The sequence below is a fragment of the Pseudomonas sp. TTU2014-080ASC genome, assembly GCF_001446935.1.
Taxonomy (GTDB): Bacteria; Pseudomonadota; Gammaproteobacteria; order Pseudomonadales; family Pseudomonadaceae; genus Aquipseudomonas.
This window is the reverse complement of the sequence record NZ_LKKK01000002.1, coordinates 209,876-229,605: the sequence shown is the minus strand read 5'-3', so window position 1 is coordinate 229,605 and position 19,730 is coordinate 209,876. Positions and strand designations below refer to the sequence as shown.

Here is a 19,730-nt window from a genome sequence, read left to right as displayed (position 1 = left end):
AATTCCACTAGGCAAGGGACTAGACCATGCATTTCACTATTCAACGCGAAGCCTTGTTGAAACCTCTGCAACTGGTCGCAGGCGTCGTGGAACGCCGCCAGACCTTGCCGGTACTGTCTAACGTGCTGCTGGTAGTTGAAGGCCAGCAGCTGTCTTTGACCGGTACCGATCTGGAAGTTGAGCTGGTCGGGCGGGTGACTCTTGAAGAACCGGCTGAATCCGGTGAGATCACTGTTCCGGCTCGTAAGCTGATGGATATCTGTAAGAGCCTGCCGACTGATGCGCTTATCGATATTCGCATTGATGATCAGAAGCTTCTGCTTAAGGCTGGCCGTAGCCGTTTCACGCTTTCGACACTGCCTGCTAACGATTTCCCTACTGTCGAGGAAGGTCCAGGTTCTCTGACCTTTAATTTGGTGCAAAGCAAATTGCGTCGTCTGATTGAACGCACAAGCTTTGCCATGGCCCAGCAGGACGTTCGTTATTACCTCAACGGTATGCTGCTTGAAGTACAAACCGGTATTCTTCGTGCAGTTTCCACTGACGGCCACCGCTTGGCGATGTGCTCGATGGAGGCTGATATTCAGCAGGTTGAACGCCATCAGGTCATTGTTCCGCGCAAGGGTATTCTCGAACTGGCGCGTCTGCTGACTGAGCAAGACGGCATGGTAAGCATTGTTCTCGGACAGCATCACATCCGTGCTACTACCGGCGAATTCACCTTTACCTCTAAGCTGGTCGACGGCAAATTCCCGGATTACGAGCGTGTGCTGCCTCGCGGCGGTGACAAGCTGGTGGTTGCGGATCGCCAGGGGCTGCGTGAAGCCTTTAGTCGTACTGCGATTCTTTCCAACGAAAAATACCGCGGCATCCGTCTGCAACTGGAATCCGGTCTGTTGAAAATTCAGGCTAACAACCCAGAGCAGGAAGAGGCTGAAGAAGAAATTGCGGTGGATTACAAGGGAAGCGCGTTGGAAATCGGCTTCAACGTCAGCTATCTGCTGGATGTGTTGAGCGTGATGACCACCGAACAAGTACGTTTGATTCTCTCGGATGCTAACAGCAGTGCGCTGTTGCAAGAGGCCGGCAATGATGACTCTTCGTATGTAGTGATGCCGATGCGTCTGTGATTTGAGGCGTTGATTCGAGGTGTGCTGAGTGACGGATAATCACGTTCAGTAAACTTCAAAGGCGAGCCAAACAGGTGGTGTTTATCCCTGCGCGGCTCGCCTTTTTATTTGGCGGTCTTTAGCTTACCCTCACTATCATTTCACACAGTCTGGTTGTTAATGGCTCTTACTCGTTTCACGATTACCGCTGTACGTAATTTGCAGCCTGTAACGCTCTCTCCTTCTCCGCGCATTAACATCCTTTCCGGCGATAACGGCAGCGGAAAAACCAGCGTGCTTGAAGCAATTCATCTGTTGGGGCTGGCCCGTTCGTTTCGAAGCACGCGACTGATGCCTGTCATTCAGCATGAACAACCCGCCTGTACGGTGTTTGGCCAAGTGCAAATGGCGGATGGTCGTCAGGCTAATCTTGGTATTTCGCGTGATCGTCAGGGGGAATTTCAAATTCGCATTGATGGTCAGAATGCGCGTAGCGCTTCCCAGCTGGCAGAAGCCCTTCCGCTTCAGTTGATCAATCCGGACAGTTTTCGTTTGCTTGAAGGGGCTCCAAAAATTCGCAGGCAATTTTTGGATTGGGGAGTGTTCCACGTGGAACAACGATTTCTCTCTGCGTGGCAGCGTTTACAGAAGGCCCTGCGTCAGCGGAACTCATGGCTACGACATGGTACACTTGACGCCGCATCACAAGCGGCCTGGGACCGTGAGTTGTGCCTGGCTAGTGATGAGATTGATAGCTATAGGCGAGCTTACATTCAGGCGCTTAAACCTGTTTTTGAAAAGACGCTGAGCGAGCTCGTAGAGCTTGAAGGTCTGACCCTAAGTTATTACCGCGGTTGGGATAAGGATCGAGCATTAAGTGATGTGCTCTCCTCGACCTTGCAGAGGGATCAACAAATCGGGCATACCCAAGCCGGGCCGCAGCGTGCTGATCTGCGTTTGAGACTGGGCCAACATAATGCGGCTGAGATTCTCTCACGCGGGCAGCAGAAATTAGTAGTGTGCGCTCTGCGTATAGCGCAAGGGCACTTGTTGAATGAGGCCAAGCACGGCCAATGCATCTATCTGGTGGATGACTTACCGTCTGAGCTGGATGAGCATCACCGTCGTGCCTTGTGCCGATTGTTAGAAGACTTGCACTGCCAGGTATTTATTACCTGTGTAGATCATGAATTGTTGAGGGAAGGCTGGCGCACGGATACGCCAGTTACCATGTTCCACGTGGAACATGGTGGTATCACCCAGACCCACGACCACCGGGAGTGAAGGCATGAGCGACAACCCAACGTACGACTCCAATAATATTAAGGTCCTTAAGGGCCTGGATGCCGTACGCAAGCGACCTGGTATGTACATCGGCGATACAGACGATGGCAGCGGCCTGCATCACATGGTGTTCGAGGTGGTCGATAACTCGATTGACGAAGCTCTGGCTGGCTACTGCAGTGAAATCGTTATCACCATCCACCCGGACGAATCCATCACGGTTCGTGATAACGGCCGTGGTATTCCCGTCGATATCCACAAAGACGAAGGCGTTTCGGCAGCAGAAGTGATCATGACCGTTCTGCACGCAGGCGGTAAGTTCGATGACAACAGCTATAAGGTCTCCGGCGGCCTGCATGGCGTGGGTGTGTCTGTAGTTAACGCCCTGTCGAAAGAGCTGGTGATGACCATTCGCCGTGCTGGAAAAATCTGGGAACAGACCTACCATCACGGCGTTCCCCAGGCACCAATCACCCCGGTTGGTGACAGTGAGACGACTGGTACGCAGATTCACTTCAAGCCGTCAGAAGAAACCTTCGCCAACATTCACTTCAGCTGGGACATCCTTGCGAAGCGTCTGCGTGAGTTGTCCTTCCTCAACTCAGGTGTTGGTATCCTGCTGCGTGACGAGCGCACCGGTAAAGAAGAGCTGTTCAAGTATGAGGGGGGCCTGCGTGCCTTCGTTGAGTACTTGAATCAGAACAAAACTGCGATCAACCAAGTTTTCCACTTCAGCGTTCAGCGGGATGATGGCGTGGGTGTTGAAGTGGCGTTGCAGTGGAACGACAGCTTCAACGAAAGCTTGCTGTGTTTCACCAACAACATCCCACAGCGTGATGGTGGCACCCACTTGGCGGGCTTCCGCTCTGCCCTCACCCGCCACCTGAACAACTACATTGAGCAGGAAGGTCTGGCCAAGAAGCACAAGATTTCCACCACTGGCGATGACGCCCGTGAAGGCCTGACAGCGATTATTTCGGTGAAAGTACCGGACCCGAAATTTAGCTCGCAGACTAAAGACAAGCTGGTGTCTTCTGAGGTTAAAACCGCAGTTGAACAGGAAATGGGCAAGTACTTTGCTGACTTCCTGCTGGAGAACCCCAACGAAGCTAAGGCTGTAGTCGGCAAAATGATCGACGCTGCGCGTGCCCGTGAAGCCGCCCGTAAAGCCCGTGAAATGACTCGCCGTAAGGGCGCACTGGATATCGCAGGACTACCGGGTAAATTGGCTGACTGCCAGGAGAAAGACCCAGCGCTTTCCGAACTGTACATCGTGGAGGGTGACTCCGCGGGCGGTTCTGCCAAGCAGGGCCGCAACCGCAGGACTCAAGCCATTCTGCCGCTTAAGGGTAAGATCCTTAACGTTGAGAAGGCCCGCTTCGACAAGATGCTCTCCTCTCAGGAAGTCGGCACCCTGATTACTGCACTGGGCTGTGGTATCGGGCGTGAGGAATACAACATCGACAAATTGCGTTATCACAACATCATCATCATGACCGATGCTGACGTTGACGGTTCGCACATCCGCACCTTGCTCCTGACCTTCTTCTTCCGTCAGATGCCTGAGCTGATCGAGCGTGGCTACATCTACATCGCTCAGCCGCCACTCTATAAAGTGAAGAAAGGCAAGCAGGAGCAATACATCAAGGACGACGAGGCCATGGAAGAATACATGACCCAGTCGGCTCTTGAAGACGCCAGCCTGCATGTGAATGAAAGCGCGCCGGGTATGTCAGGTGAGGCTCTGGAAACGCTGGTTAACGAATTCCGTGGTGTGATGAAGACGCTTAAGCGCCTGTCGCGTCTGTACCCGATTGAGTTGACCGAGCACTTTGTTTACCTCGATCGCGTTGAGCCTGAGCAACTTGCTGACAAAGCCCTTATGGAATCCTGGTTAGGTAAGTTGGATGCTCGCCTCAAGGGTATGGAGAAGTCCGGGCTGGTCTATAAAACCAACCTGCGCGAAGACCAGGAGCGCCATCTGTGGTTGCCTGAGGTCGAGCTGATTTCTCACGGCGTTTCGAGCTACATCACCTTTAACCGCGACTTCTTTGCCAGTAACGATTACCGCACGGTAACCACCCTGGGCAGTAAGCTGAATAACCTGCTGGAAGACGGTGCATTTGTGCAGCGCGGAGAGCGTAAGAAGCATGTCGGCACTTTCAAAGAGGCACTTGAGTGGTTGATGACTGAAAGCACCAAGCGTCACAGCATTCAGCGCTATAAGGGGTTGGGTGAGATGAACCCGGAACAATTGTGGGAAACCACGATGGACCCGGAAGTCCGCCGTATGCTCAAGGTTCGGATCGAAGATGCGATTGCAGCAGACCAGATCTTCAACACCCTGATGGGGGATGCGGTAGAGCCACGTCGTGACTTTATCGAGACCAACGCGTTGGCTGTGTCTAACCTGGACTTCTGATCCTTAGATAGCGGTAGCGTGGCTAAAAAGCCCGGCTTTAGAGCCGGGTTTTTTATGCTCAGTAGATTGCTTTTAACTTGCTGAGGTTTGTAGCCGTCTTATTTAAGAGCGGGTATGTTTCACGTGGAACACCTTACTTTTCACAAATATATTGCGAGCAATGGAGTTATTTGTGCGTACTACAGCGATATCAGTTTTGGCTCTGTTTATGGGGCTTAGTGCGGCGGCATTCGTAGCCGCTGTCGCGTACTTCCCAGTGGTGAATACGAATCATGGGTACACCTACAGCATCGTCACGCCGCACAGTTTCGTTTGCTATGGCATTGCGTTGTTGGTCGCTTTGTTTGCGCTTTTGGCTGACAAGCTGCGAGCGGATATTGCGAGCAGGTTAAGCCTTTTGCCAATAGTGATGATTGCTGGTGTGTTGGTGTTCGCGCATAACCTGTCGGAAGAAGGTGAGTTATGGGCTGCGCGTCAGGCAGCCTTCGATGCGCCGAGCTGGAAGCTGAGTAATCAGGATGGTTTCTGGGATGAATACAGCCGCTATGTCGGGGAAAGCCATCGCGGCTATTACGAAACCTGGGGCGCATACTTCCACGTCAATGACGTACAGCTGTTCTATACCAACATCTGGAACAGTTCAAAGGTCCAGGCTGAGGCTCTGTTAAAGAGTGCGGGACAGCCTATTGTGTACGAACGTGATGGTGTCTTTATTGCGATGGGGGCTTTGGCACTTCAGTTGGCAATGTCTGTTGTTTTGATGCTTAGGACGTTTCTGCTGCGTCGGCATGCAGCTAAGGTTGTGCAGCAGTGATGATGTTCCATGTGGAACATTGGCGTTGAGTATAAAAAACGGGTCGTGAGGCCCGTTTTTTATGCCTGATTGTTTAGATGGTATCAGCCAGCACTTGGGTGTTTCGTCCGGAGTTTTTGGCTTTGTAGAGTGCTGTGTCTGCCCGAAGCAGCATGTTGGTAACGTCTATCTCCTCCGTGGGAGTGAAGCTGCAAATGCCTGCGCTAAAACTGATAGGAATCTGGGTATCTCCTATCTGAGCCGGGTTACGTGCCAGGGATTGTCGCAGGTCATCCACGAGGTCGAGAGCCCCAAGGGCATCGGTGCCATGCAGAATCAGCAGAAACTCTTCACCGCCATAGCGCCCGAGCTTATCGGTACTACGTAGTCTCTGCTGCAGGTGCTGTACACAGTGGCGCAGAACATGGTCGCCAGCGAGATGGCCATAGCGGTCATTGATCTGCTTGAAGTAGTCGAGGTCGAGCATAGCAATCGATAGAGGCGTGCCGCTGCGTCGGCTTCTGGCGACCTCCTCCTCCAGATTGTGGAGGATGGACATGCGGTTCTCAGTCCCCGTTAACGGGTCACGCAAGGCGGTTTTTTGCAGGTCGGCTTCAATGCGCTCCCGAGACATCAGAACCAATCCGAAGGACAGCATGATGATGGTCACAGCGCCAATGGCAATCGAGATGGTCTGCTTCAGGTTGCTGACGTCGTAGTGCATCTCCACCGGTGCTCCGCTGAGGATGACCACTACGCGAATACCTAAGCCAGCAAGGCTGATCAGGCAGCCGATGATCAGCACGCGATGCGCTCTGCCATTAGGCAGAGCGTAGCGAAGGCTGTATCTCATGATGATGGCGCACTGCGACAGTAGGACGGCGCAGGCTACTAACTGACGGGGAGCCTGAGTATCGATCAATAGGGTGAGCAGCAGCAGTTGCAGGACTGGAAATGCCAGGACCAGACGCCAGGGCGGATGGTGTCCTCGGATTAACGGAATGCTAAGGCAGTACAGGGCCAGGGCTGTGGACAGTAGTGTGTTGCCCAAGGCGTAGCTGACCCACAAGCTAGCTTGACCGAACAGAGTGAAACAGATGTAAGCCAAGGCATGGGAGAGCATGCCCAGACCGATGGTGAGAGTGCCGTCACGTCGGTTGAACTGGCCGGCGAGGATTAGGCAGATACCCGTGATCACTGCAACCAGCGCCATCGAGCCGAAAAGTGTTTGTGTATGAGCGATCATTTTTATAGTTGCTCTGACAACATCATTTTGATGAGAACAGATTCTTATCCTCTAGATTAACGATTGGTGTACTAACGTCCAGTAAATAAGCATTAATTGAGAGCTATACGACAGAGTAGCGGGTGGCGGTTGCTGGTTTAGACAGCCGATCAGCTCATTGCTGGGGGCCGAATACGCGTGAATATGCAGATAAACGAAACCCCAGCAAGCTGGGGTTTCGTTTGAGCGTCACAACGACCATCACTGCTCTGGTGATTTAAGGTCCAAAGCATTGAGGATGGTGAAGTGCAGGTCTGTCTGATCGGTCAGACCGGTGACGTTGGCAGCTTTGGGCCCATAGGCGGCAATACGCAGCTGGCTACCTGTGTGCTCCTGTGAGGAGTCGTTGGAGGTGCCGTAGCTAACTGCAATCGGGGCGTTGTCCTTAGTGATCAGGGTCTGACTGAGACCAGGGACCTGAGCTTTCACCGGAATAATCTGACTAGAGTGGGCGTGGTCGGCGGTCACGATCACCAGTGTGTTGCCATCGGCTTTGGCGAAGGCCAGGGCTACCTGCACGGCTTCGTCGAGATCGACGGTTTCACCGATCTGACCGCACGGGTTAGCGGCGTGGTCTTGCTTGTCGATGGAGGCACCTTCAACCTGTAGGAAGAAGCCATTGCGGTTGTTCTTAAGTAGCTCGATGGCCTTGTCGGTCATCTGAGCCAGCGTTGGGATGGACGAACGACGGTCCTTGTTAATCTCGCATGTCACAGCAGCTGCCGAGTTGCCGTTGTAGCTGGCTTTAGGGCCGAGCCAGCGAGTCGGCATATTGCCTGTGCTGAAAAGTCCGAGCAGGGGCTGCTTCTGGTTGGCGCTGTGCACCTGGCTAAGGGATGCGGCGTCGTTAACCAGTACGAAGCCACGGGCCGCAGCTTGTTCGCGCAATGTTTTGCCAGCCCACTGCCCTGCTTTGGCTGACTCATCAAAGCTCTTCGCGCCGCCTCCCAAGGTTACATCTGGGCGTACATTGAGCAGTTGTTCGCTGATGGAGCCCTGGCCTCCGTTCTCAAGGGCATTGGTCGGGCAAGTGGCTGTGGTGGACGACGGGCTGTAGCAGCTGCGATTGGTTACATGGGCATACATCGCTGCCGGTGTAGCATCCTGAATCTCTGCAGTGGAGACGTTGCCGGTCGCCAGACCGCGCTCTTTAGCCAGCACCAGCAGGCTCTTATGCGGCCGTTCATGAATATCTACCCCAATGGCACCGTTGTAAGTTTTAACGCCGCTGGCCCAAGCGGTAGCCGAAGCTGCCGAGTCCGTAACGTAGTTAGGTAAGCCGGTATCTTTATCCAGTGCATAGTGTGTGTATTGGCCGGTTAGCGGCAGGGCGTCGATGCCTTTGAAGTATCCGCCGGCACCCTCTGCATAGTTACGGGCCAGAGTGATTTCAGAATCACCCATGCCATCACCAATCAACAGAATTACGTTTTTGGCTTTGTGGTCAGAGAGGGATTTTTTAAGGGCTTTGGTCAGGCCGGCATCAAGTCGGCGCGCACCGGCATATTCGCTGATATCACCCCGCGCCTGGCGGTTGAAGAGGTTGCCTTCGTGGTGGTTACCTGTGGCGAACGTGTGGGATGAGGTGAAAATAGTGGCGGCGCATACTGCCAGAGAAAGCGCCTTTGGAGCAGCTTTAGTCATCTGAGAAGTCCTTTTACAGATTAAAGAGGTGTGGCGTTACCCTGTTTGTATTGCAGCCAGGACAAACGTCGTGTCGTGAGCCTAAACAGCCAAGATGACCTTGAAGTTACAACTGCACGATGTTGCAAAATAAGCAAAACCGGATCGGCAATCCCCCAGTGTCCTTAACCGGAGGATTGCACGGATGATCAGTCGGCTAGGATGCCATTGAGGGCGAACTCGAAGATCTGGTAGCTGTTGATCACCTGGGTGGCGGCCACATGTTGATAGTGTGCATTGAGGGGGCGGTTGAGGATGAACGGGATGTCCGTTTCACTGATGCCACCGTGGGTGCGCAGGCGCTGGCCGTTCAACCCTTCAAGGTTGTGCGCGGCGGCTGTGGTGCCGATCACATAGTCGTGGCGAGCCACCACGACCACATCGGCTTCACGGTCAGCGGGCAACTCGAATAGGCGGCAGGCTGTTGGTTTATCCACAGCCAGATCAACCCCATCAAGGCCTTGAATGCGCTGGATGATTTGCTCATCGCTGATGCGCCCTTTGCTCCACACCCGCACGAAGCTGCCGAGCGAACCGTGGTGGCCGACAAACGCATCGGTGATCGGGCACACGACAATGGTTTCGCCTACGCCAAATGCCTCATCCAGCACGTCTTGCAGCCAAATCACGTTAGGCTCGCCTGCCGCATTGCATTTGTCGTTCATGCCGTGGTCTGCAATCAGGCCAAGCACGATATCTTGCTCTGCCAACTCGCCGAACAGTGAGTCCAACTGACGGTAGAACTGACGGGCCTGGTCGTCATCAGGCGCGCATTTATGTTGGACGTAATCCGTGAGGGAGAGGAACAGCAGATCCGGGCGACGCACACGCAGCAGCTTTAAACCTGCCTGAAGAACGAACAGCGATAGCTCCATGGAGTACATCGACGGCTTAGGCATGCCGACGTATTCCAGTACGTTTTCAATGCCGTTTTCTTCCAATGTGCAGGCATCAGCAAACTCGGATGAGAACGATACGTGGCCTTGGCTGACATCCAGGCCCTTGCCCAACTGTTTACGCAGTTTGTCTTTAGCGGTGATGCTCACCACCTTGGCGCCCTGCTCCGCGAATCCCGCGAGGATGGTCTGGCCGCGCAGCAGCTCAGGGCCGGTCATCACCACTGGCTGCCAGGTGCTGGTGTCCAGGTAGTAGTTACCGCTGATGCCGTGTTCAGCCGTGGGGGTGCCGGTGATGATCGACATATTGTTGGGGCAGGTGAACGACGGCATTGAGCCTTTGGCTACGGTAGCGAAGCCTTGCTCAATAAAACGCTGGATGTTGGGGATGATGCCTTCGCTCAAGTATTGCTTAAGGTAAGCCGGATCACCGCCATCAATGCAGACCACCACGGTTGGACGCTGGGGCCATTGATAAGATTTGCCGTTAATGGTGACAGGTGCAGACATAACACTTCCTTACTTATTTGGGGGCGTCACGGACGCTTTTTCATGAGGGCCTGGCGGATGTGGGAAGAGACTTTCTCAACGCCCAGCACCAGAACAAAAATCATCAGAATGATGGTGGCCGCCTGATCGAAGCGGAACATTTCCATCGAGGTCGCCAGCTCCGAACCAATCCCCCCTGCCCCAACTAGCCCCAGCACCACGGAGGCGCGAACGGACTTTTCCAGCGCGAACAGGCTGGTGTTGATCAGGCTGGGCATGATGTTCGGCAGCGTGGCGCAAGCGATCACCGACACTGGTGAAGCACCAATAGCACTGAGCGCTTCGGAGGGGCCTTCATCAGACTCCTCAATCGCTTCGGCAAAAAAACGAGCGCAGAAGCCGATGGTGTCCATGATCAGTGTCAGGGTTCCGGCAAACGGGCCGAGGCCCACAGAGGCCACAAAAAACAGAGCCCAGGCCAGATCAGGGATGGTGCGGATAAAACTGACCAAACTCCTCACGCAAGAACGCACAGCTTTGTGTGGGGTGTGGTTGCGTGACATCAGCACGCCCAGCGGCAGACTGATGACAATGCCGATCACCGTACCCACCAGCGCCATCTGAAACGTCACCAGCACCGATTGCAGCATCGGTGCGATGCGATCCGTAGCCGGTGGCACCATCTCAGAGGCGATCTGGCCCATGTTAGGCAAGCCGCTGAGCAGCTCGGAGACCGAAATGCCAGCAGCGGCTACTGACCAGCTGAAGAGCGTGATAAAGCCCAGGAACAGCGCCAGCGAGACCCACGACGGGCGCTCGAAGCGGTCCGGCATCTCACGCAGCGGCTTCGGCATACATCCCCCGCAGCTGGTGAGCGTTAAGCCGGATGGCGGCTGAATCGAGTTGCAGGTTGCCCTGCTGCAGACCGATGACGCGGTCGGCATAGTTCAGAGCGTGATCCAGGTGGTGCGTGACGAACACCAGCGTCATGCCCTGCTGCTGAGCCAGATCTGAGAACACCTGCATGACATCTTCACCGGCCTGTGGATCAAGGCTGGCGACGGGTTCATCGGCAAAGATCATCCGCGGCTTTTGCATCAGCGCTCGGGCAATCGCAACCCGCTGTGACTGGCCGCCGGAGAGCTCATCTGCACGGCGCTTGCACAAGTGGGCCAAGTTGACCTGCTCCAGGCAGTGCATGGCGTAATCACGATCCTCAGCGCTGGCCAATCCCTGAAACCACATGCGTGGCGAACTGGCGCGTGCCATACCGCCGTGCAGCACATTGGTCAGCACCGACAAACGTCCCACCAGATTGTGTTTCTGGAACACAAAGCCGACCCGGGCACGGGCTTTCGCCAGCGCTGCGCCACGCAGCTGGGTCAGCTCCAGACCGTCGAGTAATACCTGACCGGCATTGGGCTCAATCAAGCGCATGCAGCAGCGCAGGAGTGTGCTTTTACCTGCGCCGTTGCCGCCGATGATTGCCAGGCGTTGGCCGTGTGGTACATCAAAGGATATCCCCGACCATACCGGGCTGACGGCACCTTCGTAGCGTTTGCTCAGGCCGCGCACGCGCAGAGCCATAGGCTCTGGCGTGGCGGTTGCTATGGCGATCGCCATATCACTCACCAATAAAGTCGGAATATTCGGGGTAGCCCGCTGTGCGATACATCGAGCGCACCACGTTGTAATCCTTATCAGCGATGCTGGTCAGGAAACGCATGCCGACATAACGTGTGGTGTGCTCGCCGCCCTGGCTGATGCTGGCAATCAGGCTGTCAGAGTTATCCACAATGGCGCGTTTGAGGGTTTCTACGGTCGCCTCAGGCACATGCTCACCGGCCATCAGCAGGTCATTAGGCAGGTCGCCGCCACGGGCCAGAACGCGGTAAGCGTTGCGCTGGTCTTCAGGCTCTTGGGCAAGGAAACCTTCGAGGTCTGAGCGGCCCATGCCAACGGCTTGCAGGTCGTCTTTTTTCAGGCCTTCCCAAGCCAGGCGCAGGTTGGTGTGGACAGCTTTGGTGTCTTTAGCCGGCTCAAGACCTGCATCGCTCAGCAGTTGAATCGGGCCCAGATGACGGGAGGTAGAACCAACAGAACCGAAGCCAATGTTTTTGCCTTTGAGTTCCAGCGGGGAATAGATCGGGCTGTCAGCCTTCACCACGATCAGCGAGAAATAGTTAGGGCGGTACAGACCGGTGACGATTTTGGCGTTGGCGCGCTTTTGCATCACCACGTATTCAGCTGGGCCGGCCAACACAAAATCAACCTTCTTGAAGCGCAGGGCCTCAAGCGCAGCGGTGCGGTTGGTCACCGGCAGGAACTCGATTTCGAGACCGCTGGTACGCTCCAGTTCAGCCTTGAACGGGCCAAATTCGCGCTGCAGTTCTTCAAGGCCTACCAGATCGGTAACAGCCAGTTTGATGCTTTCTGCCTGGGCACTGACAGCGCTGCCCAATAACGAGAGTGCCAGGGTGGCACCGGTAACCATCTTGCGTAGCATGTAAAAGTACCTGTTCAGGGATGAGGGACAGGACGGATGCTACGAAGCTGATATTGCAAATTGTTGACAATTTTCAAAATCATTTTTTCGTTGTACGATTTCGCCCCCACCCAAAGGATGACCCCATGAGCTCCCAGGACGCCCTCAACCTGCTACGCACCCAATCGCTGACCACGGTGGTTCAGAATGAGTTGGAGCAACGCATCATCGACGGTATTTTGCAGCCCGGTATGCCGCTGCGTGAGGCCAGCATTGCCAATGAGCTGGGTATTTCCCGAGGGCCTGTGCGTGAGGCATTCCGCATGCTCGAAGAGCGCGGCTTAGTGCAGTTCGAGAAGAACTGCGGCGTACGGGTGCGCGAGTTGGCGCTGGAGCAGGCGCGGCAGATCTATCAGATTCGGGTGCCTTTGGAGGCGTTGATTGCTGAATTGGTGACGCTGTCGCTGACGGACAGTGGGCGGGAGCGCTTGGGCGCAATCATCGAAGCTATGGACGCGGCGGTGCAGCAACACGATATCAGCGGCTACACCGAACTTAACTTCCGTTTTCACGATCTGCTCGCACAGCTCACTGGAAATGAAGCACTGTACGAGACGTACCGGCGACTGGTAGTACAACTCAAATTGGTGCGTAGCCACAGCTTTCGCCAGCTGCCACATAATCTGGAAGTGTCGCTGGACGAACACCGCAGCATCGTTCAGGCGATAAGTAACGGAGATGCGCAGCAGGCTGCAGCGTTGCTCAGCGGTCACGCCAGCGTCAGCTTGAGTCGTGTGCAACAGGCTATCAGCGAGGCTGTTTGACGCGCATGCAGGGCTCTGTTGTGGGCCGGGCGCCTAGTTATTGCAGTTCAGTGGCGATGGCTGGCAGAGAAGGAGCGCCCCGGCAGCACCTTGGCAAAGGACTGCCGGGTTAAACGATGGTTCAGGCTGCCTCGGTAGGCTGTGCAGCACTGTCTGGGGAGAGCGAACCCATTTCGATCTGGGCCTGACGGACCCACTCATAAGCGCGATCATTCAGCTCGGCAATCGCCCGTGGGCCGGTGCCTTCAGCGTGCATCAGCGGGCCAATCACCACTTGGATTGTGCCCGGCTTCTTGCTCCAGCCTTCCTTCGGCCAGAACTCACCGGCGTTGTGGGCGATTGGCAGCACTGGCAGGTTGGCATTCACTGCCAGCGATGCACCGCCACGGCTGAACTTACCCAGTTGGCCCGGCGGCAAGCGTGTGCCTTCCGGGAAGACCAATACCCAGCAGCCCTGCTTCAGGCATTCATCGCCCTGCTTCGCCAGTTGCTTGAGTGCCGCCTTGGGGTTGCTGCGGTCAATCGCAATGGGTTTGAGCATAGCCATGGCCCAGCCAAAGAATGGCACGTACAGCAGCTCGCGTTTGATCACCTGGCTCAGCGGCTCGAACAGCGCAGACAGGTAGAAGGTTTCCCAAGTGCTTTGGTGATTGGCGAGAATCACACAGGGCTGCTGCGGGATGTTCTCCAGGCCTTTCACTTCATAGCGAATACCGACAAACACCTTGGTTAGCCACACAGCGCAGCGGCACCATGCTTGGTTGATGAAGCGATAGCGGGCGCGGAACGGCAACAAGGGCGCGATAAACACGCTGATGGTGCACCAGATAAGTGAGCTGGAGGCCAGCAAAATGTAGAAAACAATCGTTCTGAGGGTCTGCACTATCGACATGGGAGCGTTTACCGTCACAGGCAGCGCCTGCAATTCTTATTGGTGAAGTAGGTGATCGGCGGCTGATGCCAGATCATCGAAGATCAGCGTACCCGCTGGCAATGGTTTGGCCAGAGTGCGTTCACCTTTGCCCGTTTTGACCAGCACCGGCTGACAGGCGGCAGCCTGTGCGGCTTTGATATCGCCGCTGCTGTCACCGACAAACCACACCCCTTCAAGCTGCACACCATAGTGCGCGGCAATCTGTTCGAGCATGCCGGGCTTTGGTTTGCGGCAGTTGCAGCCATCATCCGGGCCGTGCGGGCAATAGACGATCAGACCCACATCGCCGCCTTCCTCCGCGACCAGATCGCGCAGTCGCTGGTGCATAGCTTCCAACGTGCTGAGCGGGTAATAACCGCGGGCGATGCCGGATTGGTTGGTGGCCACAGCCACTGTCCAGCCAGCCTTGGAAAGACGGGCAATAGCCTCGATGGAGCCCTCAATGGGAATCCACTCATCGAGGCTTTTAATGTAATCGTCGGAGTCATGGTTGATGACACCGTCGCGATCAAGAATCAGCAGTTTCATGGGCCAATCCGAAACCGGCAGACAGTAGCTGTCTGCCGGGAAGAAGAAACAGTGGGCCTCGCTTGCGCTAAGCCCACTTTATGTTCAGGCCTCAGCTGAGTACCGAAATATCGGCCACACCGAGGAACAGGCCGCGCAGTTTGGCCAGCAGTGCGTAGCGGTTGGCACGCACGGTTGGGTCTTCTGCGTTGACCATCACCCCTTCAAAGAACGCATCCACCGGCTCGCGCAGGCTGGCCAGCTGAGTCAGCGCCTGGCTGTACTCACGGCTCGCAGCCAGCGGTTTAACCGCTTGTTCGGCCTTCTGGATGGCGGCGTTGAGGGTGAACTCATTGGGGTTGTCGAAGTGATGAGCTTCAACCGCACTCGGTACGCTGCCTTCGGCTTTGCTCAGCAGGTTGGATACACGCTTGTTAGCGGCAGCCAGTGCTTCGGCTTGCGGCAGGGCGCGGAATACCTGAACAGCCTGCACACGCTGATCGAAGTCCAGCGGCGAGTTCGGGCTGACGGCACGCACAGCCTGATAAACCGACACGTCCACGCCTTCATCTTCATAGCGCGCACGCAGGCGGTCGAAGATAAAGTCCTGCACCTGAGCAGCCAGACCTGCTGACTTCACTTTCGCGCCGTACTGCTCGATGGCGAACTCAATGGCGGCGACGATGTTCAGGTCCAGCTTCTTCTCGATCAGGATACGCAGTACACCCAACGCAGCACGGCGCAGTGCGTACGGGTCTTTGCTGCCGGTTGGCAGCATGCCGATACCGAAGATACCCACCAGGGTGTCCAGCTTATCTGCCAGCGCTACAGCAGCACCGGTCAGGGTTTCCGGCAGTTCAGCACCGGCACCGCGTGGCATGTACTGCTCGTTCAGGGCCAGGGCTACGTCTTCCGGCTCACCGTCGTGCTTGGCGTAGTAGTAACCGGCAATGCCCTGCATTTCCGGGAATTCGCCGACCATTTCACTGGCCAGATCGCATTTGCTGAGGATGCCAGCGCGGGCTGCTCGCTTAGCGTCACCCCCGATGTTGCCGGCAATAAAGCCTGCCAGTGCGGAAATACGTTGAGCCTTCTCAAACACCGTGCCCAGCTGAGCCTGGAACACCACATTGGCCAGACGCTGGTTGAAGCTTTCCAGCTTCTGCTTCTTGTCTTGATTGAAGAAGAACTCGGCGTCGGTCAGGCGCGGACGCACGACCTTCTCGTTACCTTCAACGATCTGGCTCGGGTCTTTGCTTTCAATGTTGGCCACGGTGATAAAGCGCGGCAGCAGCTTGTTGTTGGCGTCCAGCAGGCAAAAGTACTTCTGGTTGTCCTGCATGGTGCTGATCAGGGCTTCTTGCGGCACTTCCAGGAAGCGCTCTTCGAAGGTGCACACCAGCGGCACCGGCCACTCAACCAGCGCGGTGACTTCGTCCAGCAGCGCCGGTGGCACGATGGCCTTGCCGTTCTGCTCGGCAGCCAGCTGCTCAACGCGGGCGATGATCTGCTTGCGACGCTCGGCGAAGTCGGCAATCACGTAAGCGCTGCGCAGGTCTTCGGCGTAGTTGGCCGGTGCAGTGATATTCACTTCGTGGTTGGCGTGGAAGCGGTGACCGCGGGAGGTGCGGCCGGCCTTTTGCGCCAAAATCTCGCAATCGATCACGTCGTTGCCGAACAGCATCACCAGCCACTGGCTCGGACGCACGAATTCAGTCTTGCGCGCACCCCAACGCATGCGCTTCGGAATCGGCAGGTCGTTCAGAGAGTCTTCAACAATCTGCGGCAGCAGACTAGCAGCAGGCTGACCTTTGATGGTCTGGCTGAACTTCAGCTTCGGTCCGCTCTGGTCGACTTCGCTCAGCTCAACACCGCACTTCTTAGCGAAGCCCAGAGCGGCCTGAGTCGGGTTACCGTCCTTGTCGAAGGCTGCCTGTACGGGCGGGCCATCAAGGCTGAGGGTGCGGTCAGGCTGTTGCGTGGCCAGTTGTTCAACCAGCACGGCCAGACGGCGAGGTGCGGCATAAACACGGGCTTTGGTGTAGTTCAGACCTGCTGTTTTCAGGCCTTTTTCGATGCCGCCGAGGAAGGCTTCACCGAGGGATTTCAGGGCTTTGGGTGGCAGCTCTTCGGTGCCCAGCTCTACCAGAAAATCTTGCGCACTCATTCTGCTGCCTCCAGCTTGGCCAATACTTCATCACGCAGGTCCGGGGCCGCCAGTGGGAAGCCCAGCTTGCGGCGTGCCTGCAGGTAGCTTTGCGCCACTGCACGGGCCAGCGCACGGACACGCAGGATGTACTGCTGACGGGCAGTCACGGAAATGGCGCGACGGGCGTCCAGCAGGTTGAAGGTGTGGGATGCCTTGAGCACCATCTCGTAAGTCGGCAGCGGCAGTTCCAGCTCGATCAGGCGGTTGGCTTCGGACTCGTAGAAGTCGAATAGCTCGAACAGTTTGTCGACGTTAGCGTGCTCGAAGTTGTAGGTGGACTGCTCCACTTCGTTCTGGTGGAACACGTCGCCGTAAGTCACTTTGCCGAACGGGCCGTCGGTCCAGATCAGGTCGTAGACCGAATCAACGCCCTGCAGGTACATGGCCAGACGCTCAAGTCCGTAGGTGATTTCGCCGGTCACCGGGTAGCACTCAATGCCGCCGACTTGCTGGAAGTAGGTGAACTGAGTCACTTCCATGCCGTTGAGCCAGATTTCCCAACCCAGACCCCAGGCACCAAGAGTTGGCGATTCCCAGTTGTCTTCTACGAAGCGGATGTCGTGGACCAGCGGGTCGATACCAATGGCTTTCAGCGAGCCGAGGTACAACTCCTGGAAGTTTTCCGGGTTCGGCTTCAGGACCACCTGGAACTGATAGTAGTGCTGCAGGCGGTTCGGGTTTTCACCGTAGCGGCCGTCAGCAGGACGGCGCGATGGCTGCACGTAGGCGGCGTTCCAGGTTTCCGGGCCGATGGCGCGCAGAAACGTAGCGGTGTGGAAGGTGCCCGCGCCTACTTCCATGTCGTAAGGTTGCAACACGACGCAACCCTGCTCAGCCCAGTAATTTTGCAGGGCGAGGATCAAGTCTTGGAAGGTGCGCACGGCAGGCGTAGTCTGGCTCACAAATTTCACCCGTACATTGGCGGCTTGAGAAAGTCCGCCAGTATACCGAAGGACAAGGAAAGCCGCATGCCGCGCTGTTTCTGGTGTAACGAAGATCCGCTTTACATCGCTTATCACGATACGGAATGGGGCGTGCCTCAGCGTGACCCACAGGCATTATTCGAGATGCTGTTGCTGGAGGGCTTTCAGGCGGGTTTGTCCTGGATCACCGTTCTGAAGAAACGTGAGCGCTACCGCGAGGTGCTGTTTGGCTTCGATATACAACGCCTGGCAGCGCTGAGTGATGAATATATCGAAACCCTGATGCAGGACCCCGGCATTATCCGCAATCGCCTCAAGCTCAAAGCCGTCCGTCAGAACGCTCAGGCGTGGCTGCGTTTGCACGACCCGGCGGGCTTTTTATGGTCATTCGTCGGCAGCGAGCCCAAGATCAACCATTTCAGCCTTCCGGCCCACGTGCCTGCTGTGACGCCTGAAGCTGAGGCTATGAGTAAGGCGCTGAAAAAAGCCGGCTTCACCTTCGTTGGCCCTACCATCTGCTACGCCTTTATGCAGGCCACAGGGATGGTGATGGACCACACAACAGATTGTGATCGCTATCCACTTCTGGCGTGCAGCTGAGCAGTTTTTGACCGGCAGGGTTACAATGCTGCCCTTTTGAATGTGCAGGAGTGATCTGTGGATAAGCTCAAAGGTGCCTTGGTTGTAGGCTTCCTGCGTTTGTTCGCATTGTTGCCGTGGCGCGCTGTGCAGGCAGTGGGCTCGGCGATTGGCTGGCTGATGTGGAAGGTGCCGAATCGCTCGCGCGACGTGGCCAGCATCAACCTGCGCAAATGCTTCCCGGAATTGACTGAGGCCGAGCACCAGCAACTGCTGGGCAGAGCGCTGAAAGATATTGGCCGGACGTTGACCGAAAGCGCCTGCGCTTGGATCTGGCCGGCGCAGAAGTCCATTGATCTGGTCAAAGAGGTCGAAGGTCTGGACGTCCTGCACGAAGCATTGGCCAGCGGCAAAGGCGTTGTTGGTATCACCAGCCACTTGGGTAACTGGGAAGTGCTCAACCACTTCTACTGCTCACAGTGCAAACCGATCATTTTCTACCGTCCGCCGAAACTCAAAGCGGTGGATGATCTGCTGCGCGAGCAACGTGTACAGATGGGTAACCGTGTTGCGCCCTCCACCAAGGAAGGCATCCTCAGTGTGATCAAAGAGGTGCGTAAAGGCGGTGCTGTCGGTATCCCGGCTGATCCGGAACCGAGCCGTTCTTCCGGAGTATTTGTTCCTTTCCTTGGCACTCAGGCACTGACCAGTAAGTTTGTTGCCGGCATGCTTAGCGGTGGTAAAGCCCGCGGTGTATTCCTACACGCCCTGCGTCTGCCGGATGGTTCTGGCTTCAAGGTCATCCTCGAAGCCGCTCCGGAAGAGATGTACAGCACAGATGCTGAAGTATCTGTGGCCGGTATGAGCAAAGTGGTGGAGCGCTATGTGCGTGAGTACCCGAGCCAGTACATGTGGAGCATGAAGCGCTTTAAGAAGCGTCCAGAGGGCGAAGCTAAGTGGTACTGATAGCAATTAGCAATTGCTGTCTTGCCGGCCAGGCACTGCCTCGACTAGTCTGGTGTAACTCAACTGCACCGGGTTAGTCATGACAAACTCCCGCCAGCACCCGCGAACTCCAATAAAAATGCGGTTAAAGATTGATCATCCCGTTCATGGCGAGCTGATGGTCACTACCCGGGATATTTCCGAATGCGGCGTTTATGTCTTGATGGATCAGGCTCAGGATCTGCTCAAGATTGGCGAACATGTCCGTGGTCAGGTACAGGGGCTGCCGATGGAAGCGCCTATCCTGACACTTGAAGTGGTGCGTACCGAGCCGTTGGGTGTCGGCCTGCGTTACGTCTGACG

General features: G+C 56.0%; 18 protein-coding genes. 8 read left to right on the top strand and 10 right to left on the bottom strand.

Annotated features, from left to right (window positions below):
• Positions 1-26 precede the first annotated feature (26 nt).
• From dnaN to AO726_RS06600, 4 genes are all read left to right on the top strand, one after another.
• Positions 27-1,130 carry a DNA polymerase III subunit beta gene (gene dnaN, locus AO726_RS06615; RefSeq protein WP_058067287.1) on the top strand — a complete coding sequence of 368 codons (1,104 nt, stop codon included), beginning with the start codon at positions 27-29 and terminating at the stop codon, positions 1,128-1,130.
• Positions 1,131-1,289: 159 nt separating this feature from the next.
• A complete protein-coding gene (recF, locus tag AO726_RS06610) occupies positions 1,290-2,393 on the top strand; it encodes a DNA replication/repair protein RecF (RefSeq protein WP_058067286.1) in 1,104 nt (367 codons plus the stop codon).
• 4 nt (positions 2,394-2,397) lie between these two features.
• Positions 2,398-4,815, top strand: a complete 2,418-nt coding sequence (gene gyrB, locus AO726_RS06605; protein WP_058067285.1) for a DNA topoisomerase (ATP-hydrolyzing) subunit B — start codon at positions 2,398-2,400, stop codon at positions 4,813-4,815.
• A gap of 172 nt (positions 4,816-4,987) precedes the next feature.
• Positions 4,988-5,629, top strand: coding sequence for a hypothetical protein (locus AO726_RS06600; protein WP_152987253.1), 642 nt, complete (start codon positions 4,988-4,990; stop codon positions 5,627-5,629).
• Between the two features lie 73 nt (positions 5,630-5,702).
• Here AO726_RS06600 and AO726_RS06595 read toward each other — a convergent pair whose 3' ends face one another.
• From AO726_RS06595 to AO726_RS06570, 6 genes are all read right to left on the bottom strand, one after another.
• Positions 5,703-6,854, bottom strand: coding sequence for a GGDEF domain-containing protein (locus tag AO726_RS06595; protein ID WP_058067283.1), 1,152 nt, complete (start codon positions 6,852-6,854; stop codon positions 5,703-5,705).
• A gap of 240 nt (positions 6,855-7,094) precedes the next feature.
• On the bottom strand, positions 7,095-8,537 hold the full coding sequence (gene phoA / locus AO726_RS06590; protein ID WP_058067282.1) for an alkaline phosphatase: 1,443 nt from the start codon (positions 8,535-8,537) through the stop codon (positions 7,095-7,097).
• Between the two features lie 188 nt (positions 8,538-8,725).
• Complete coding sequence (gene phnA / locus AO726_RS06585; protein ID WP_058067281.1) at positions 8,726-9,982, bottom strand: phosphonoacetate hydrolase; 1,257 nt, start codon at positions 9,980-9,982, stop codon at positions 8,726-8,728.
• A 26-nt stretch (positions 9,983-10,008) separates the two neighbouring features.
• Positions 10,009-10,815 carry a phosphonate ABC transporter, permease protein PhnE gene (gene phnE / locus AO726_RS06580; protein WP_058067280.1) on the bottom strand — a complete coding sequence of 269 codons (807 nt, stop codon included), beginning with the start codon at positions 10,813-10,815 and terminating at the stop codon, positions 10,009-10,011.
• Positions 10,796-11,584 (bottom strand): phosphonate ABC transporter ATP-binding protein, encoded by a 789-nt coding sequence (locus AO726_RS06575; protein WP_058067279.1) that lies wholly within the window; start codon positions 11,582-11,584, stop codon positions 10,796-10,798. Before AO726_RS06575 ends, phnE begins: the two co-directional genes overlap by 20 nt.
• Before the next feature lies 1 nt (position 11,585).
• Positions 11,586-12,467: a PhnD/SsuA/transferrin family substrate-binding protein gene (locus tag AO726_RS06570; RefSeq protein ID WP_058067278.1), complete on the bottom strand. Its 882-nt coding sequence runs from the start codon at positions 12,465-12,467 to the stop codon at positions 11,586-11,588.
• Positions 12,468-12,592: 125 nt separating this feature from the next.
• Between AO726_RS06570 and AO726_RS06565 the strand changes: the two genes are divergently transcribed.
• A complete protein-coding gene (locus AO726_RS06565; RefSeq protein WP_058067277.1) occupies positions 12,593-13,270 on the top strand; it encodes an FCD domain-containing protein in 678 nt (225 codons plus the stop codon).
• Between the two features lie 121 nt (positions 13,271-13,391).
• Here AO726_RS06565 and AO726_RS06560 read toward each other — a convergent pair whose 3' ends face one another.
• The 4 genes from AO726_RS06560 to glyQ form a co-directional block, all read right to left on the bottom strand.
• Complete coding sequence (locus AO726_RS06560) at positions 13,392-14,162, bottom strand: lysophospholipid acyltransferase family protein (RefSeq protein WP_058067276.1); 771 nt, start codon at positions 14,160-14,162, stop codon at positions 13,392-13,394.
• A gap of 36 nt (positions 14,163-14,198) precedes the next feature.
• Complete coding sequence (gene gmhB, locus AO726_RS06555; RefSeq protein WP_058067275.1) at positions 14,199-14,732, bottom strand: D-glycero-beta-D-manno-heptose 1,7-bisphosphate 7-phosphatase; 534 nt, start codon at positions 14,730-14,732, stop codon at positions 14,199-14,201.
• Positions 14,733-14,823: 91 nt separating this feature from the next.
• Positions 14,824-16,878: a glycine--tRNA ligase subunit beta gene (gene glyS / locus AO726_RS06550; RefSeq protein WP_058067274.1), complete on the bottom strand. Its 2,055-nt coding sequence runs from the start codon at positions 16,876-16,878 to the stop codon at positions 14,824-14,826.
• Positions 16,875-17,822, bottom strand: a complete 948-nt coding sequence (gene glyQ, locus AO726_RS06545; RefSeq protein ID WP_058067962.1) for a glycine--tRNA ligase subunit alpha — start codon at positions 17,820-17,822, stop codon at positions 16,875-16,877. Before glyQ ends, glyS begins: the two co-directional genes overlap by 4 nt.
• A 66-nt stretch (positions 17,823-17,888) precedes the next feature.
• On the opposite strand from glyQ, the gene AO726_RS06540 reads away from it, so the two are divergent.
• The 3 genes from AO726_RS06540 to AO726_RS06530 all read left to right on the top strand — a co-directional run bounded on the left by AO726_RS06540 (position 17,889) and on the right by AO726_RS06530 (position 19,728).
• Positions 17,889-18,443 carry a DNA-3-methyladenine glycosylase I gene (locus tag AO726_RS06540; RefSeq protein ID WP_058067273.1) on the top strand — a complete coding sequence of 185 codons (555 nt, stop codon included), beginning with the start codon at positions 17,889-17,891 and terminating at the stop codon, positions 18,441-18,443.
• A 57-nt stretch (positions 18,444-18,500) separates the two neighbouring features.
• Positions 18,501-19,388, top strand: coding sequence for a lysophospholipid acyltransferase (locus AO726_RS06535; protein ID WP_058067272.1), 888 nt, complete (start codon positions 18,501-18,503; stop codon positions 19,386-19,388).
• Between the two features lie 79 nt (positions 19,389-19,467).
• Positions 19,468-19,728 (top strand): PilZ domain-containing protein, encoded by a 261-nt coding sequence (locus AO726_RS06530; RefSeq protein ID WP_058067271.1) that lies wholly within the window; start codon positions 19,468-19,470, stop codon positions 19,726-19,728.
• Positions 19,729-19,730 lie beyond the last annotated feature (2 nt).

Excerpts from the sequence above, each read along its gene's own strand:
- dnaN (WP_058067287.1), top strand. The coding sequence starts at position 27 with ATGCATTTCACTATTCAACGCGAAGCCTTGTTGAAACCTCTGCAACTG.
- recF (WP_058067286.1), top strand. The coding sequence starts at position 1,290 with ATGGCTCTTACTCGTTTCACGATTACCGCTGTACGTAATTTGCAGCCT.
- gyrB (WP_058067285.1), top strand. The coding sequence starts at position 2,398 with ATGAGCGACAACCCAACGTACGACTCCAATAATATTAAGGTCCTTAAG.
- AO726_RS06595 (WP_058067283.1), bottom strand. The coding sequence starts at position 6,854 with ATGATCGCTCATACACAAACACTTTTCGGCTCGATGGCGCTGGTTGCA.
- phoA (WP_058067282.1), bottom strand. The coding sequence starts at position 8,537 with ATGACTAAAGCTGCTCCAAAGGCGCTTTCTCTGGCAGTATGCGCCGCC.
- phnA (WP_058067281.1), bottom strand. The coding sequence starts at position 9,982 with ATGTCTGCACCTGTCACCATTAACGGCAAATCTTATCAATGGCCCCAG.
- phnE (WP_058067280.1), bottom strand. The coding sequence starts at position 10,815 with ATGCCGAAGCCGCTGCGTGAGATGCCGGACCGCTTCGAGCGCCCGTCG.
- AO726_RS06575 (WP_058067279.1), bottom strand. The coding sequence starts at position 11,584 with ATGGCGATCGCCATAGCAACCGCCACGCCAGAGCCTATGGCTCTGCGC.
- AO726_RS06570 (WP_058067278.1), bottom strand. The coding sequence starts at position 12,467 with ATGCTACGCAAGATGGTTACCGGTGCCACCCTGGCACTCTCGTTATTG.
- AO726_RS06565 (WP_058067277.1), top strand. The coding sequence starts at position 12,593 with ATGAGCTCCCAGGACGCCCTCAACCTGCTACGCACCCAATCGCTGACC.
- AO726_RS06560 (WP_058067276.1), bottom strand. The coding sequence starts at position 14,162 with ATGTCGATAGTGCAGACCCTCAGAACGATTGTTTTCTACATTTTGCTG.
- gmhB (WP_058067275.1), bottom strand. The coding sequence starts at position 14,732 with ATGAAACTGCTGATTCTTGATCGCGACGGTGTCATCAACCATGACTCC.
- glyS (WP_058067274.1), bottom strand. The coding sequence starts at position 16,878 with ATGAGTGCGCAAGATTTTCTGGTAGAGCTGGGCACCGAAGAGCTGCCA.
- AO726_RS06540 (WP_058067273.1), top strand. The coding sequence starts at position 17,889 with ATGCCGCGCTGTTTCTGGTGTAACGAAGATCCGCTTTACATCGCTTAT.
- AO726_RS06530 (WP_058067271.1), top strand. The coding sequence starts at position 19,468 with ATGACAAACTCCCGCCAGCACCCGCGAACTCCAATAAAAATGCGGTTA.